Annotated in this window: 10 protein-coding genes; 9 read left to right on the top strand and 1 reads right to left on the bottom strand. The window is 55.0% G+C overall.

The window, feature by feature from the left end; translation table 11 throughout:
* Positions 1-38: 38 nt before the first annotated feature.
* Entirely contained in the window at positions 39-2,147 is a 2,109-nt protein-coding gene (locus ACHQGU_RS10660; protein WP_395495007.1) for a glycosyltransferase, read from the top strand.
* The gene (locus ACHQGU_RS10655; protein ID WP_395495006.1) at positions 2,140-3,393 is read left to right on the top strand and encodes a polysaccharide pyruvyl transferase family protein; all 1,254 of its coding nucleotides are present in this window, start codon (positions 2,140-2,142) and stop codon (positions 3,391-3,393) included. Before ACHQGU_RS10660 ends, ACHQGU_RS10655 begins: the two co-directional genes overlap by 8 nt.
* A gap of 136 nt (positions 3,394-3,529) precedes the next feature.
* Here ACHQGU_RS10655 and ACHQGU_RS10650 read toward each other — a convergent pair whose 3' ends face one another.
* On the bottom strand, positions 3,530-5,770 hold the full coding sequence (locus ACHQGU_RS10650) for a glycosyltransferase (protein ID WP_395495005.1): 2,241 nt from the start codon (positions 5,768-5,770) through the stop codon (positions 3,530-3,532).
* A 281-nt stretch (positions 5,771-6,051) separates the two neighbouring features.
* Between ACHQGU_RS10650 and ispF the strand changes: the two genes are divergently transcribed.
* From ispF to ACHQGU_RS10615, 7 genes are all read left to right on the top strand, one after another.
* A complete protein-coding gene (gene ispF / locus ACHQGU_RS10645) occupies positions 6,052-7,206 on the top strand; it encodes a 2-C-methyl-D-erythritol 2,4-cyclodiphosphate synthase (RefSeq protein WP_395496423.1) in 1,155 nt (384 codons plus the stop codon).
* A gap of 110 nt (positions 7,207-7,316) precedes the next feature.
* Positions 7,317-8,681, top strand: a complete 1,365-nt coding sequence (locus ACHQGU_RS10640) for an 8-oxoguanine deaminase (RefSeq protein WP_395495004.1) — start codon at positions 7,317-7,319, stop codon at positions 8,679-8,681.
* Between the two features lie 113 nt (positions 8,682-8,794).
* Positions 8,795-9,853: a tRNA dihydrouridine synthase DusB gene (gene dusB / locus ACHQGU_RS10635; RefSeq protein WP_215753914.1), complete on the top strand. Its 1,059-nt coding sequence runs from the start codon at positions 8,795-8,797 to the stop codon at positions 9,851-9,853.
* Between the two features lie 10 nt (positions 9,854-9,863).
* Positions 9,864-10,973, top strand: coding sequence for a nitrogen regulation protein NR(II) (locus tag ACHQGU_RS10630; protein WP_061502982.1), 1,110 nt, complete (start codon positions 9,864-9,866; stop codon positions 10,971-10,973).
* Between the two features lie 56 nt (positions 10,974-11,029).
* Positions 11,030-12,478 carry a nitrogen regulation protein NR(I) gene (gene ntrC, locus ACHQGU_RS10625; protein ID WP_395495003.1) on the top strand — a complete coding sequence of 483 codons (1,449 nt, stop codon included), beginning with the start codon at positions 11,030-11,032 and terminating at the stop codon, positions 12,476-12,478.
* Between the two features lie 9 nt (positions 12,479-12,487).
* Positions 12,488-14,749: a PAS domain-containing sensor histidine kinase gene (locus ACHQGU_RS10620; protein ID WP_253554418.1), complete on the top strand. Its 2,262-nt coding sequence runs from the start codon at positions 12,488-12,490 to the stop codon at positions 14,747-14,749.
* Positions 14,739-16,130 (top strand): sigma-54 dependent transcriptional regulator, encoded by a 1,392-nt coding sequence (locus ACHQGU_RS10615; protein WP_062143904.1) that lies wholly within the window; start codon positions 14,739-14,741, stop codon positions 16,128-16,130. The genes ACHQGU_RS10620 and ACHQGU_RS10615 overlap by 11 nt, the downstream gene beginning before the upstream one ends.
* Positions 16,131-16,194: the final 64 nt, after the last annotated feature.

The raw sequence follows: 16,194 nt of genomic DNA, 5'->3' as shown, positions 1-16,194 counted from the left end.
TTTTTAATTTTACTTTTAGCGTTGCGTGGGAATTTTTTATGTCAGGTATAGATGTCTCTCTTGTTTTGAACGTTCATCGTGAACAGGATTTATTATACCCCACGCTACGCTCTCTGCTTGATACCGTGCAGCATGCACAATTACATGAAATTAAATCTGAGCTGGTAATTGTTGCGGACTATGCTGATGAGAGAACGCTGACCCTTTTAAAGAATTATGATTACACAGGTTTTGATGCTATCAGGCTTGAAAATATTGAAGTGCGTTCTCTGGGGCTGGCACGCAATTATGGTATTGAGGTCGCTGTTGGTGAATACATCGTCACAGCTGATGCCGACGATTTAGTTTCCAGAAATTTCATTTATGAGCTTTATCAACTTCATCAGGCTTCCCAAAATAAGAAAATAGTAGCCTTCCCCGAGTATTATCATTCTTTCGGGGATGGCAGTTATGTTTGCAAATTTTATTCTCTGGACCGGGTTGGTCTGTACAGAATGGCGGGTGAACATCCTTATGTTTCCCGTTTTATGGCAAGACGCGCAGACCTCTTAAGCATACCTTACAGGGATTGCTCATCCGGCACCGTTTATGCTTATGAAGATTATGATATTAATTTACGTTTGATTTGCGCAGGCTTTGATCTGCTTGTGGCGCAGGATACAATTGTTTTTTACCGGCAGAGAAACGGTAGCATCATGGCATCTCTTGGCAGAGACCAGAAGCGGATGGTGCCTAATTCTGCTTTTTTTGAAGGAAATGAGTTTTTAAAGCTTCTGGAACAGAGGGATCAGGGGACTGTTCTTCCACAAATTCATATTGATTTTAAAAAATCCTATACCAAATCATTTTATTTACGAGAGCTCATTCATCAGGCAAATCTGATTGAGCCGGAAATACATCCTTATAGTCTTCGGGATGCCCAGTTTTTTACCAATGTTGGGATTTCGCAGGCGTTCGGACAGGCTTATGAAAAAATCTGCAAGGTTGTTCAAGGAAAACACTATACGGACGTATTTTTCCTGCCGTTCCTTTCCAAAGGTGGCGGCGAGAAGTACGTTCTGAATTTTATAGAAACAGCCATTCAAGAAGGCAACAGATCGTGCTTATTGATCCTGGGGCAGGAGCTTTGCCACTCTAAAGAACGCTATCAGATTCCTGATGGGCTGGACGTTCTCGATCTGTATGAGATTCTGGATGCGCATGATGCTGTGCGGATACCTGAGATGGCAATTCGGGTTATTGAAAATTTTGCGGTGGATGCAAGAATTTTCATGAAATTCTGCCCGTTCTGTGAAGCCGTTATGAAGGCCTACGCCGAATTCTTTAAGAGTAGGCAGTTAGTTTATTTTTACTTCTGTTCCTCTTATTATATTATGGATAGTGTTATTTACGAAGATGGTGCTGAATATCGTTTCCTGAGTGAATATAGAAATTATATAGATTATGTCGTTTCAGATCACGGCCTTAATCTTAAACAGCTGGAATACCGCATCCCGGCCTATCAGGGGCGAACTGAAACTCTTTACACCTATAGTCAGCCGGTTTCACATCCTCTTCAGCACAGCGATGGGGCGAGGCGCTTAATATGGGCCTCCCGTCTGGATGCGCAAAAACGTCCTGACCTGCTCCATAAAATTTCTGTTGAACTACTGGCAGAAAATATAGCAACAAAAATTTATGTTTATGGAAGTCCTGTTCTGGATCAATTTGAACCTGAATATTTCGATGACTGCCCTAATGTTGTTTATAAAGGTGGTTTTAGTGGGTTGGGGAGCATTCCTTTTACGAATAAGGATGCTTTTTTATATACATCGCTTTTTGATGGCCTGCCCAATGTGCTGCTGGAAGCTGCCCAGATGCAAATTCCAATCATCACGGTGGATGTTGGTGGGGTTCCGGAATTGATTCAGGACAAATCTGGCTTCCTGGTGCATGGCAGCGCTGATGATGCAGAACTTGTGGCGCGGTATGTCGCTAAGGTTAAAGAATTTCTTAATGCGTCTGAGGCGGAAATTCAGAATAAGGTTCACTGTCTGCATCAACATTTTGAGCAGCAACATGCTCAGTCCATTTATGGCTTGAGAGTTGCTGCGGTGTATGCGCGTCTGGAAGAACAGCTTGCAAAAGGGAATGCTTTAAATGGATGAAAACTATAAAAATATCAGGCGAGCTGTTCGTGCAGAAATTCGAGAGAATTCTTCTCTGATTGAATCCTTGAAGCGCTTTGCCGAGAACGATGCAGTTTTCTATCCGGGTTATGGCAACCTTGGCGACGGGTTGATTGCGTTAGGGACACTTGATCTGTTTGCAGATCTGGATTGGGACCCCAAACGCATTCAGGGCCGACATAAAGAGGCTTTTTCTGGCTACACCCATATTGTGATGGGTGGGAGTGGCGGCTGGGTCAAGGGAATGTGGGAAACCTACCTTGAGCAGACAATCGCCTTTCTTCAAAATGGTGGCCAGTTACTCATTCTTCCAACAAGCTTTTCAGGGTTTGGGTCTGAATTTGTTCCTTATGCAGATCAGGTAACAATTTTCTGCCGTGAACAGCGGAGTTACGACGAACTGCTTCGTCAGGGGATGCCGGAAAGCCAGATTTTCGTTTGTCCGGATATGGCGTTTTACACCAAAGAAGAGCATTTCTCTGATCTGGAAATTGACGGTCAGTACCCCGTTCTCCAAATTTTCCGGCTTGATGAAGAGGGTGGCCGAAAAACGCCTCCTCGTGACTCTGTCGATTTGCCGCTTTTGTTTAATGACATCCAGTGGTCGACAGTCGAACAGTGCGTGAAACCTCTTCGCGCTGTTGCTGGATTGATGAGTCAGTTTGAATGCGTAGAGACGGATCGTCTCCATATGGCTGCTCTGGCTGCGTTGATTGGGCGTACTGTTAAGCTTGAACCTTCAAGTTACTTTAAAATTAAAGCGATTTTTGATTATACTTTGCATCGCTTTCCGACTGTTACGTTTGAAGACCGCACGTCAGATTATACCCTCGCGGAACAGGGTGGACGTGCGGAAGTTCAGTTGCTTCGGGATACGGTTAAAAGAATTAATCTCGACCGGCAGGCAGAGTGGGAGCAACGCACAACTGTCCTGCGCCAGAATGACGCTCTTTTGTCCCGTTTGGAAAAATTGCAAAGTAAGCTGACTGAAATTTCTGAAGAAAAAAAGAAAGCCGTAAAAAAGCAGACTGATTTTACAAACCATATCAATCATCTTGAGCGTGAAATATCACGTAAAGATCGTGAGTTTGATCTGGTTCGTCAGGAACTTGAAAAAATTCAATCGTCTCGGCTGCATCGGGTAGGAGAGAAATATTACAGCATATTCCGGTTGCCAGTATTCGGGTTTGTGCTGCGTATGGTTCGTAAAGTGGTCGTAAGATAAGCGGGAAGGTTTAAGAAAAATAACTACACAAATCTGGTTATTCCTGATGTGTGTGGGGGGGCGGAAAAATAAGCCTGACATGAACCGCAAGTTTTCCGATGGCGCTCTGTAAAAGCGCCATCGGAAACGCAAAAGCTTATTTTCGAAAATGAGCTACTAACTGACCAGGGCCAAATTTGCGCAACCCCATACGGATATTCCGAATGGTCCCAGGCTGGTTCACACTATCATAATATTTATGCACCAACTGGACCAGCCTGCCTCCCTCGTGCTGAGTGGTCGGAACTGGAGCCGAGGTGTGATGGGTGTTGTTTGCTGATGGGATCGTTGGGTTGTGATACTGCGTATTGGGGCCGTTGGCGTTCAGGAATTTGATCATTTCGCCATAGCAGCCTGATAGCTGTGACTGATGTTTATCGATGATATAGTTATAGTTGATAGTAAACATCCTGAATTTGTCACGGAAAATCGAGTCTTCCCGGATGCGGTATTTGAACAGCGGGTGTGGGATCATCACGCCGCGGACGCCGTTAAGGACCATGGAAATGGTTGATTCCCAGTCATCCAGGAACATGCCAAGGTTCGGGTCATGCTGGCCGTGTGCCAGATAGGCATCACGCCGCACAACCAGTCCCTGACAGTTCGTGGTGTTCATGATCATCTGGAGCGGAACTTCAGGGTTAAAGGTCGGCCAGAGCCGGAGCCGGCCGTGTTGGTTGAAGTCCTCATTCCACGCACCCACAAAACCGACATTGCTGTAACGGTTCAGGATCTTCAGGGCTGCTTCATAGTAAGGAACGCAGACGAGGTCATCGGCATCCAGAAGAGCAATATAGTCTGTCGTGGCGTGCTGGACGCCGATATTTCGGGTCTCCGCTACGCCGGAGTTCTTCTTATAAATAACTTTCAGGTTTGTGTAACGCGCTTCAAGAGTTTTTAAAATAATGACGGATTCTTTGTCCGTTGAGCCATCGTCGACGACAAGGATTTTGATATCCGGCAGGCTGCTGAATTTGACGCTTTCAATGGCTTCAATCAGCAATGTGCCAAGATTGTAGTGCGGGATGACAACCGTCACCGCTGAGCCATTTTTTGCGTCTGCATGGGTCAGCTCTTTCCCAGATGTGAAGGGGAAGGCAGCGCCAGACGCGTTCTGTTTGGCTGTGGCCAGAACCTGTTCTTTCTGCGTCATAACCGCTGTGTAAGAGCAGGTATCCTTAATGGTCTGAATGGCATTTTCCGTAATCGAACGGATTTGAACATCCTCCAGAGCATCAATTGTCAGAATGGCATCCTGAATTGATTTCGGGGAGTGCGGGTCAAACAGGAAACCGTTTTCTCCATGCCGGATGAGTTCTGCCTGTCCGCCACTCAGAGAGGCGGCAACAAGGCCACCATCTGCCATATGTTCGATAACGGAATAAGGGTAGTTTTCAAATAGGGACGGGTGAAAGAGAGCCTTGAGATGTTTTTTGATGAAAAGAATTTCGGAATGTTCTTTTAGGCCCGCAAATTTGAGGAGGCCTTTTTCAATCCATTTATTGTATTTGGTGCTGAGAGTTTCTGTCAGGGATTTGTTGTTTTTGAAATAATGTGTGTCAGACCCGTAGACATACAGGGATGACTGGCCGCCATTAGCCCAGTACAGGTCAAACCCCGCCAGAGCATGCTCTATGCCTTTCCAGTAACAAACGCGGGAGGCAATGGCGTAATCAGGAATGTCGTAAACCTGCGCGTTATCACTGGCCTCTTTTCCCGAAACCAGACTGGTGGAGGGTTTTTCGTAAGGGTTGGGCACAACATCAATCGGAAGATCTTTTTCCAGAAATTCCGTGAGCAGTTTCTTTTTCAGAAAAGTGCTGGGGGAAATGACTTTGTCTGCGGCCTGAAAGCAGAACTGTTCCATATATTTTGTGAAATATGTTGGCAGTTCATAGATGTTTTTCTTATCCCATTCATCAATCATGGTGACGGGTGTGTGGGCGGTCACCAGAACTTTCAGGTCTGTAAACGGTGCTTCCAGGCAGAGCTTTCTCTGAAGCGTAAAATAACCCAGACCGAAACCATCGCACACTTCAAGCCAGTCCGGTTTGAAACCATCCGTGATGATTTTTTTGACCTGATTGGAGAACTCGTAGCTCATCGCCGCCCAGTGACCCATATGTTTAAAGGAGTCACCGGTGGATGGATTGAAGCGGATCACCTTGACGCAGCCAAAATACGTGCAGACTTCATCATGCACATTGAAATCGGCCGTCAGGATAACAGTCGGTTCTCTCCGTTCTATTTTGGCGTTGATGTATTCCTGAACATACGTGCACAGGCCGCCCCCGGTCACATCAGGAGGGCATTCAAAAGTGAGCAGGAGTGTTTTCATGGTTTCTCTGGTCTGAGCCGCAGAAGAATGGGGCCTGATAAGGGGCTGTGATTGGTGCGAGCTATATCATTATTTTGAGAGGGAGGGATGAAATTTTCTATGCTGACGAATGCTTCATAAGATTTACGTGAATAAAGAAAGAAACGGTTTCATGTAAAAACGGAAGAGGCAGATTTTTAAAAGCAAACAGCTTTTGTAAGGGCTGGTGTGGTGCAGGCAGAGTTCTGTGAGGCGCATTTTGTGCCTTGACGTCTCGGGCTTCCCGCAGCATTGCTCCGACTATGCGAGTAGCTGCCATTCTTCTGGCTGCCGGAACAGGCAGCCGTTACGCCGCGACCAGCGGGTCTGCAACGCCGAAGCAATATGTGATGCTGGCGGGCCAGCCGGTTATCCGCCATGCTGCGGAAGCCCTTTTGCCTCATGTAAGCTGTGTGCAGCCGGTGGGTGACCCCGAAATGCTGGCGCAAGCGCTGGACGGCGTTGCTGTCCTGTCTCCTGTAGCAGGTGGGGAAACCCGTCAGGCCAGCGTGCTGGCCGGTCTGGAGGCGCTGGATGCTCTGCCTGAGAGCGAGCACCCTGATCTGGTTCTGGTGCATGATGGCGCGCGTCCTTACGTGACGGCCAGACTGGTGCAGAATGTTGTTTCCGCGCTGGCTGAGCATCCCGGTGCCATTCCCGCTGTGCCGGTTGCCGATACGCTCAAGCGTGAAGACAAGGGTGTGATTGCCGGGACTGTTCCGCGTGATCATCTTTTCCGGGCGCAAACGCCGCAGGGTTTCCGCTTTGGGCTGTTTTTAGACCTGCATCGTGGGGCTGCGTCTGCTACGGCAACGGATGACGCAAAGCTGCTGGAAGAGGCAGGCTTTAGCGTGGCGCTGGTGCCCGGTGATGAAGACAATATCAAGCTGACTTATGAGGAGGACCTCGTGCGCCTTGAACGACTGATTGGTCCGACTCTCCTGCCGCGTGTCGGGCTGGGGTATGATGTTCATGCTTTTGAAGAAGGCCGTCCGCTGATCCTCTGCGGTATTACCGTGCCGCACACCAAGGGGCTGGCTGGCCATTCAGACGCCGATGTTGGCATTCATGCGCTGTGTGACGCCATTTATGGCGCGCTGGCGGAAGGCGATATTGGCACGCATTTTCCGCCCAGTAAGAACGAATGGAAAGACGCGGACAGCGCGCGTTTCCTCGTGCATGCCGGGCAGCGTATTCGGGAGCGCGGGGGTATGCTGATCAATGCCGATGTGACGCTCATTTGCGAACGTCCGAAAATTGGGCCGCATGCGCAGGCGATGCGTCAGAGGATGGCGGATCTGCTGGAAGTGGATGTTGGCCGGATTTCGGTTAAAGCAACCACGTCTGAACGTCTGGGCTTTACAGGACGTGAAGAAGGCATTGCCTGCACGGCGGCGGTGTCTGTTCTGGTGCCCTGATCCGGCAGCGCTCTGAGCGTTTCTGGAAAAAGGTTTTTGGCAAAGGCCGCGCATCGGGCTGATGTGCGGCCTTTTTCATGTTCTGCCTCAGTGATTGGAAAAAGAGACCAATGACGACCATCCTGCTGAAAAATGCCCTGCGTGTTGTGACGATGAATGACCAGCGTGAGGAGCTTGAGGGCGGCTGGGTGCTTGTGCGCGGGCGGCAGGTTGTGGCTCTTGGTGCAGCCTCAGACCCGTTGCCGCAGGCGGATAGGGTGCAGGATATGACCGGCCATATCGTGATGCCCGGCATGGTGAACACGCACCACCATATGTATCAGACACTCACCCGCGTTATTCCCGCTGCGCAGGATAGTTCGCTGTTCGGGTGGTTACAGGCGCTTTATCCGATCTGGGCTGGTCTGACCCCGGAGATGATCCGCGTTTCTACCTGCACAGCCATGACTGAGCTTTTATGGTCTGGTTGCACCACCACCAGTGACCATCTTTATCTGTTTCCCAATGGGAGCCGGCTGGAAGATCAGATTGAGGCCGCGACACAGATGGGGATGCGGTTTCACGCGGCGCGCGGGTCCATGAGTGTCGGGGAGAGCAAAGGGGGTTTGCCGCCTGACAGTGTGGTGGAAGATGAGGCCGCCATTCTGGCCGACACGCAGCGGGTGATTGAGGCGTTCCATGACCCTGAACCGCTGGCCATGCAGCGTGTGGTGGTGGCGCCATGCTCACCGTTTTCCGTCAGCCCGGATCTGATGCGTGAGGCCGCTCAACTGGCGCGTGCGACCGGCACCATGCTGCATACGCATCTGGCCGAAAATGCCAGTGACATTGCTTATAGCCGTGAGCGCTTCAACATGACGCCAGCGGAATATGCCGAGGATGTCGGCTGGGTTGGCGCGGACGTATGGCACGCGCATTGCGTCAAGCTGGATGAGGCAGGCATCAGCCGTTTTGGCGCAACGCATACCGGAATGGCGCATTGCCCCTGTTCCAATATGCGGCTGGGCTCAGGCATCGCGCCCGTGCGGCGTATGGTGGCGTCCGGCATGCGGGTTGGGCTGGGCGTGGATGGCTCGGCGTCCAATGACGGCAGCCACATGCTGGGGGAAGCCCGGCAGGCTATGCTGCTTGGCCGGTTGCTGGAAACAGAAGACGGACGGCCCATGATGCAGGCGCGTGAAGTGCTGGAACTGGCCACGCGTGGCGGGGCGGCAGTGCTGGGGCGTGATGATATTGGCCATCTCGCTCCCGGTATGGCAGCGGATCTTGTGGCGTTTGATCTGCGCGGAATTGATCATGCTGGCGCGCAGTCGGACCCGTTTGCAGCTTTGCTGTTCTGCTCGCCTCAGCGTATTGCGTATTCCATGGTCAACGGGCGCTGGCTGATCCGTGATGGTCAGTTTGTAAACCATGATCCTGCATTGCTGGCGGAGAAGCACAACGCTCTGGCGCGTCAGTTGCTGGAAAAGGCCTGAAAATAAGGGCGTTCGGAAACCCTGGGCGGACAAAACGTTACGGATATAAAAGATTGATTCCCGACTCGGAAATGCGTATATCTGCCTAAATCATAGGCAAAGTGGAAAAGACTGTGCAAACGCAACCGTTATTGCGGCCGATTGATCTGGGCGGTGTGCGCCTGGAAACGCCCGTTATCCTTGCTCCCATGTCCGGCGTGACAGACCTGCCGTTCCGTCGTCTGGCGCGGAAGCTGGGGGCTGGTCTGGTGGTCTCCGAGATGATCGCGTCCTGGGCCATGGTGCGGGAAAATGACACAACCCTGCGGATGGCCGAAGTGGCAGATGCCGGTGGCCCGAATGCTGTGCAGCTGGCCGGGTGTGACCCGAACGCCATGGCAGAGGCTGCCCGGATTGCCGTGGGGCGGGGTGCGGACCTGATCGACATCAATTTCGGCTGCCCGGTGAAGAAGGTTGCGGTTGGCCAGATGGCCGGTTCCGCGCTGATGCGGGATGAAGTGGGTGCCGCGCGCCTGCTGGATGCCGTGGTGAAAGCCGTTCCTGTGCCGGTTACGCTAAAAATGCGGATGGGGTGGGACCATTCCCACCTGAATGCACCGGTTCTGGCCCGGATTGCGGAAGAGGCTGGTATTCGCATGATCACCGTGCACGGCCGAACCCGCCAGCAGTTTTATAACGGTACGGCAGACTGGGCCTTTGTGCGGAATGTGAAAGAAGCCGTTGGTCTGCCGGTGATTGTTAACGGCGATATTCTGACGGTGGATGATGCCCGTACAGCGCTGGCGCAGTCCGGCGCGGATGGCGTGATGATCGGGCGCGGGTGTTACGGGCGTCCGTGGTTTCTGGCGCAGGTGGCGCACGCTCTGCGGACGGGCGAGGAAGTGCCGGACCCCACGCTGGAAGCGGAAAAAGCCATTGTGCTGGAGCATTACAAAATGATGCTGGAGCATTTTGGGGAACGCCCCGGCCTGCGTCTGGCGCGCAAGCATGTCTCCTGGTATTCCGCCGGTCTGCCGAATTCTGCCGGGTTCCGCGCTGCCGTGAACCGCGTGGACTGCGCGCCGGATGCCATTGCGATGATTTCTGATTTCTACGATCAGCAGATTGCTGACGGGTCTGTGCGCGAACCCCGTGCCTCCCGCCATGCCGATGCGCAGGCGCACGCGGCATGACGCCGGCTGCATGAAGCGCCCCGCATCGCCTCAGGACGGGAGCCCGTCCGCTGGTCTGCTTCTGGACAGCCTGCCTGTGCCGGTGCTGGAGCTCGGCCCTACGAACAGGCTGCGTTTTGCCAATGCTGCGGCGGAGGAGTTTTTTGCGACGTCCCGCCATCAGCTATGTCAGAGCGCGCTGGATGAACTGGTGCCGGAAGATCATCCGGTCTTTTTGCTTGTGCAGCATGTGCGCAAGGAAGGCGGCACCATCACCGAGCATGAGCTGGTGTTTAGCAGCCCGCGCTTTCACCATGAAGGGGTGACGGTGCAGGGGGCGGATGTGCTGGATTATCCCGGCTCCATTCTGCTGACGTTCCATGATTCCTCGGCAGCACGGGCGCTGGACCGTCAGCTTGCCTTCCGCTCTGCGGCGCGCAGCGTGTCCGGCATGGCCGAAATGCTGGCGCATGAAGTTCGTAACCCGCTTTCCGGCATTAAAGGTGCGGCGCAGATTCTTGAGCATTCCGTGGGGGAAAGCGACAAGGAACTCGCGACGCTGATCTGTGATGAGGTGGATCGCATTGACGCACTCGTTGAGCGGATGGGCGTGTTTAATGAGGCCCCGGCAGATTATCGCTCCCTGAATATTCATCGTGTTCTGGAGCATGTGCGGCTGCTGGCCAGCAAAGGTTGTGCAGCGGGACTGCGGATTGTGGAACGGTATGATCCGTCTCTGCCGCATGTCTGGGGGAATCGGGACCAGCTGGTGCAGATGTTGCTCAATCTGGTCAAAAACGCTGCCGAGGCGATCCGGGAGACGGAAAAGCCGGGTGAGATTACGCTGAGCACCAGTTATCGGCCCGGAATTCGCCTGGCCGTCCCTGGCACCTCGCAATGGCGGCATCTGCCGCTGGTGGTGACGGTGCGGGATACGGGGCCGGGTATTTCAGAGACCATTCGCCCGCATCTGTTTGAACCCTTCATCAGCACCAAGATGAGCGGGAGCGGGCTGGGGCTGGCCCTTGTCGGCAAGATTATGGACGACCACGGCGGCGTGATTGAAGTGGAAAGCCGCCCCGGACGCACGGAAATCAGTCTGTATCTGCCCGTAGTGCCGGACGGCAACGAAAGCATCTGACAGCTTCGTTCTTTTTTTGTAATGATCTTTTCGTATCTGAGTGTAACCTGACCCCTATGACACCTTTGCCGACTATTCTTGTTGCTGATGATGATCGCTCCATTCGTACCGTGCTCGGGCAGGCGCTGGGGCGGGCCGGGTATCAGGTTCAGTCCACCCCTAACGCCGCAACGCTCTGGCAGTGGGTGGAGGAAGGCGAAGGCGATCTGGTGATTACCGATGTGGTGATGCCGGACGGCAGCGGGCTGGATCTGATCCCGCGTATCCGGCAGGCCCGGCCGGATCTGCGCATTATCGTCATGAGTGCGCAGTCCAATCTGGTGACAGCGGTCAAGGCGACCCAGCGTGGCGCGTTTGAATATCTGGCCAAGCCGTTTGATCTGAAAGAACTGCTCGGTGTGGTGGCCCGCGCGCTGGTGGCCCCGGCGCATGAGGCGGATAAGCCAGCGGTGGCCTCCCCCCCGGAAGAACGCCTGCCGCTGATTGGTCAGTCCCCGGTCATGCAGGGGATTTATCGCAGCATCGCCCGCCTGACGACGTCTGACCTGACCGTGATGATTAGCGGTGAGAGCGGCACGGGTAAGGAGCTGGTCGCGCGTGCGCTGCATGAATATGGGCGCAGGCGGGGTGGTCCGTTTGTAGCCGTGAACATGGCCGCCATTCCGCGAGACCAGATTGAGAGCGAACTGTTCGGGCAGGAGCGCGTGCCGGGAGCTGTAACAGGCCGAAGTCCGGGGCGCTTTGAACAGGCGACGGGCGGCACGCTGTTTCTGGATGAAATTGGCGATATGCCGCCGGAAGCGCAGACGCGGCTGTTGCGCGTGCTGCAGGAAGGCGAATTTACCACCGTGGGTGGCCGCGCTCCCATCCGGGCGGATGTGCGGATTATTGCCGCCACGCACCGGGATCTGCGGCAGGCTATCCGGGCCGGTACTTTCCGGGAAGACTTGTATTATCGGTTGAACGTTGTGCCGCTGCGCCTGCCGCCGTTGCGGGAGCGGCTTGAGGATATTCCGTTACTGGCCCGCCATTTTCTGGCGCAGAGCCGGGAGGCTGGGGCCGGGAGCCGGGTGCTGGATGATTCCGCCGTGGCGCGCCTGCAATCCTGGCGCTGGCCGGGCAATGTGCGTGAGCTTGAAAACCTCATGCGGCGCATTGTGGCCCTTTATCCGCAGGAGACTATCAGCAGTGATCTGATTGATGCGGAACTGGCCGAACCGCTGGCGCATGAGGTCATTGCGGAAAAGGCGGCGGTGGAAGAACCGCTGTCCGATGCCATTTCCCGCCATATCATGCGCTACCTGACCGCAGGGCGGGAAGGGATGCCCTTGCATGATCTGTATGCGCGTGTGATTGCAGAGGTGGAACGACCTCTTATCCAGATGACATTGCAGGAAACGCGTGGAAATCAGATCAAGGCAGCAGCCATGCTGGGGCTGAACCGGAATACGCTGCGTAAAAAAATTCGTGAGCTTGAAATTCCCGTTGTGCGCGGTGTGGTCTAACCTGCCTTTATGCAGCGCTTCCTCTCTTCTCTGAGCACTCTTCTGGCCCGGACCCGGCTCCACTGGCTTTTACGGTCTCTGGAGCGGAAAAGCGTGGCTCTTACGCTGGCTGCTCTGGCGCTATGCCTTGGCTTTGCAACCTTTGTGGTGCTGTCGGGCGGGATGTCCTTCGGGCATTATGCGGTGATCGAGCCGCTGGTGTTGCTGCTGAACAGTCTGGTGCTGGGTTTGCTGCTGCTGGCCGTGGCCATGCGCGTGGGGCCGATGCTGGTGGAGCATCGGAAAGGGCTGGCCGGGGCCAGACTCCATGTTCGGCTGGTCACACTGTTCGGGATTGTGGCGGTCGCGCCGACGCTGGTGGTGGGCGTGTTCGCCACTCTGTTTTTCCATTACGGCATTCAGATCTGGTTTTCCGACCGGGTGAATACGGCGCTGAATGAAGCCATGGAGGCCTCCCGCGGCTATCTGGCGGAACATAACGCCAATATCCGCACCGATGCGTTCTCCATGTCCAACTACATCATGAGCGCGCAGAACGAACTGGCGGCCAGCGGCATGAACCTGCTGCAGGATCATGATGCGCTGGGGGAAATGCTGGACAGTCAGGCCACCATGCGCGGGCTGACGGATGCGCTGGTGTATGACCCCATTACCAACAAGATTGTGGCCTCGGGCGGTTTGATGAGCCGTGCCGGAGATCAGGCTCTGCCGCCCCCGGCTGCGACCATGCTGGCGCGTTCCAATGACGTGGCCATTCTGGATTCTCCTGATCAACGCACAGTGCGGGCGGTGGTCGAGCTTTCTCAGACCCCCGCGCTGATGCTGGTGATTACCCGTCTGGTGGACCCCACCATTCTGGAGCACATGCACCGCACGGAAAAAGTGATTGCGGATTACCGGCGCCTGAACGGCAACCGGGCAAAGATCCAGCTGACGTTTGTGATGATTTTTGCGCTGGTGGCTCTGCTGGTACTGGCCGCAGCGGCGCTGATTGGGCTGGCGCTGGCGAACCAAATTGCCAAGCCGCTGGGCCTGCTCATTCTGGCGGCCCGTCGGATTAGTGAGGGTGATCTGGGCGTGCATGTGCCCGAGGCCAACCGGGATGATGAGGTGACGAGCCTCTCCCGCGCCTTCAACCGCATGACGGAACAGCTGGCCAGCCAGCGCTCGGAACTGATGGCGGCGTATGGGCAGATCAATGAGCGGCGTCGGTTTACGGAAGCGGTCCTCTCTGGTGTGTCTGCCGGGGTGATCGGGCTGGATGTGGAGCAGCGGATTGAACTACCCAACCGTGCGGCCTGCCTGTTGCTGCAAACAGATCTGATGGACGCTATTGGCGAAGCCCTGGCGACCCGCGTGCCGGAATTTGCGGAACTGCTGGCCGACGTGCGTTCTGTGCCCGATCAGGTGATTACGCGGGAAGTGCAGACCGGCCCGGAGACCAACCGGCGTATGCTGCTGGTGCGGATTGGCGCGGAGCTCCGCGGGACGGTGACGGAGGGGTACGTGATGACCTTCGATGACATCACGGCCCTGCAGCAGGCCCAGCGAAAAGCCGCGTGGGCGGATGTGGCGCGGCGGATTGCGCATGAAATCAAAAATCCGCTGACCCCGATCCAGCTTGCCGCGGAGCGGCTCAAGCGGCGCTTCCTGCGGGAAATTACCTCGGACCCGGAAACATTTGCGCAGTGTGCGGATACTATTGTGCGGCAGGTGGGGGACATTGGGCGCATGGTGGATGAGTTCTCCGCCTTTGCCCGCATGCCGCAGCCGGTGATGACCAATGAGGATCTTTCCCGCATTATACGGGAAGTTCTGGTGCTCCAGCGGAACGCGCACCCTGAAATTACCTATCACGTCAGCCTGCCGGACAGAGGGCCGGTGGTGCGGTGTGACCGGCGGCTGATCAGCCAGGCGTTGATCAACCTGCTGCAGAATGCAGCGGATGCCATTGCCATGACAGCAAAACAGGGTGATGTTGAGGGAAATGGCTCAAACACAGCCAATGCGGTATGGATTGACCTGAAGGACAGTGAAGGCAACGTCGAAATTTCTGTTGCAGATAATGGCGTTGGCCTGCCTTCGGGCGACAGGCATCGGTTGACCGAGCCATACGTGACGCACAAGGCTAAGGGCACCGGACTTGGTCTGGCCATTGTCAAAAAGATTATGGAAGACCATGGGGGTGCGGTGCGTCTGGAAGACAGGGCGGAGGAAACAGGAACTGTGGCTATTCTGATTTTGCCGATGAAGGACGACCATGGCTCATGAAATCCTGATTGTTGATGATGAGCCCGATATCCGGATGCTCATTGAGGGCATTCTTGAAGATGAGGGTTACGAAACACGGGTAGCTGCGACATCTGATGCAGCCATAGCCGCATTCCGGGCCCGCAGGCCGTCTCTGGTCATTCTGGATGTCTGGTTGCGGGACTCTCAGCTCGATGGGCTGGGGATTCTGAATGTCCTGCACGCGGAAGAACCGTCCGTGCCGGTCATCATGATTTCCGGTCATGGGACGATTGAAACCGCCGTAGCGGCCCTCCAGCACGGCGCGTATGATTTTATTGAAAAGCCATTTCAGGCAGACCGTTTACTGGTTGTGGTGCGGCGGGCGCTGGAAGCGTCCCGTCTGGCCAGAGAAAATGAGGAACTGCGCCTGCGTGCCGGGCAGGACACGGAACTGTTTGGCAATAGCGCCCTGATTACTGCGGTACGTGGCCAGATTGAGCGTGTGGCCCCCACAGGCTCCCGCGTGCTGATTACAGGTGGTCCCGGTTCCGGCAAGGAGGTGGCGGCCCGCATGATTCATGCGCGTTCCCGCCGAACCGATGGACCGTTTGTAGCCCTGAACTGCGCCATTCTCGCACCAAACCGGTTTGAGGAAGAACTGTTCGGGCTGGAAGGCGCGCCTGATGGCACCGGCCGGCGCACCGGTGTGCTGGAACGGGCGCATGGTGGTACGCTGGTGCTGGATGAAGTCGCGGATATGCCGCTGGAAACGCAGGGCAAGATTGTGCGCGCTCTGCAGGACCAGACGTTTGAGCGGCTGGGTGGCTCAACCCGCGTGAAAGTGGATGTCCGCGTTCTGGCCACCACCAACCGGGATTTGCAGGCCGAGATCATGGCCGGGCGTTTTCGGGAAGATCTGTATTATCGGCTTGCGGTTGTACCGTTGCGCCTGCCGGGCCTGCGGGAACGGCGGGATGATATTCCGGGCCTTGCAGAACTGTTTTTGCGTCGCGCTGCGGAGATGGCTGGTCTGCCCCAGCGTGAACTCTCGGCCGATGCCGTTGCGGCCCTGCAGGCGTATGACTGGCCGGGTAATGCGCGTGAACTGCGGAACCTGATGGAACGCGTGCTGATCATGATGCCGGGCAACAGTGTTGAGCCCATCCGCGCGGAAATGCTGCCGTCCACCATCGGGGAAGGGGCTCCGGCCCTGCTGAAGTTTGATGCCTCGGCCGATGTCATGAGCCTGCCGCTGCGCGAGGCGCGAGATATGTTTGAAACGCAGTACTTGCAGGCCCAGCTGCTTCGTTTTGGGGGCAATATTAGCCGGACGGCAATATTTGTTGGCATGGAACGCAGTGCGCTGCATCGCAAACTGAAGCAGCTTGGTGTAACGTCCGAGGAACGAGGGGTCGGCTGACGTGTTTGCAGTTCTTCTGCAAGCCATCGTCCGGCTGTAACAAAAAATGAGAATAGGGCCTCCC

It is taken from the genome of Acetobacter sp. KSO5, from assembly GCF_044094635.1.
GTDB classification, from domain to species: domain Bacteria; phylum Pseudomonadota; class Alphaproteobacteria; order Acetobacterales; family Acetobacteraceae; genus Acetobacter; species Acetobacter cerevisiae.
The sequence above is the reverse complement of the archived record's forward strand: the minus strand, read 5'-3'. Positions and strand labels throughout refer to the sequence as shown.

Coding starts and splice junctions, on each gene's coding strand:
- ACHQGU_RS10655 (WP_395495006.1), top strand. CDS start 2,140: ATGGATGAAAACTATAAAAATATCAGGCGAGCTGTTCGTGCAGAAATT.
- ispF (WP_395496423.1), top strand. CDS start 6,052: ATGCGAGTAGCTGCCATTCTTCTGGCTGCCGGAACAGGCAGCCGTTAC.
- ACHQGU_RS10660 (WP_395495007.1), top strand. CDS start 39: ATGTCAGGTATAGATGTCTCTCTTGTTTTGAACGTTCATCGTGAACAG.
- ntrC (WP_395495003.1), top strand. CDS start 11,030: ATGACACCTTTGCCGACTATTCTTGTTGCTGATGATGATCGCTCCATT.
- ACHQGU_RS10630 (WP_061502982.1), top strand. CDS start 9,864: ATGAAGCGCCCCGCATCGCCTCAGGACGGGAGCCCGTCCGCTGGTCTG.
- ACHQGU_RS10650 (WP_395495005.1), bottom strand. CDS start 5,770: ATGAAAACACTCCTGCTCACTTTTGAATGCCCTCCTGATGTGACCGGG.
- ACHQGU_RS10640 (WP_395495004.1), top strand. CDS start 7,317: ATGACGACCATCCTGCTGAAAAATGCCCTGCGTGTTGTGACGATGAAT.
- ACHQGU_RS10620 (WP_253554418.1), top strand. CDS start 12,488: ATGCAGCGCTTCCTCTCTTCTCTGAGCACTCTTCTGGCCCGGACCCGG.
- ACHQGU_RS10615 (WP_062143904.1), top strand. CDS start 14,739: ATGGCTCATGAAATCCTGATTGTTGATGATGAGCCCGATATCCGGATG.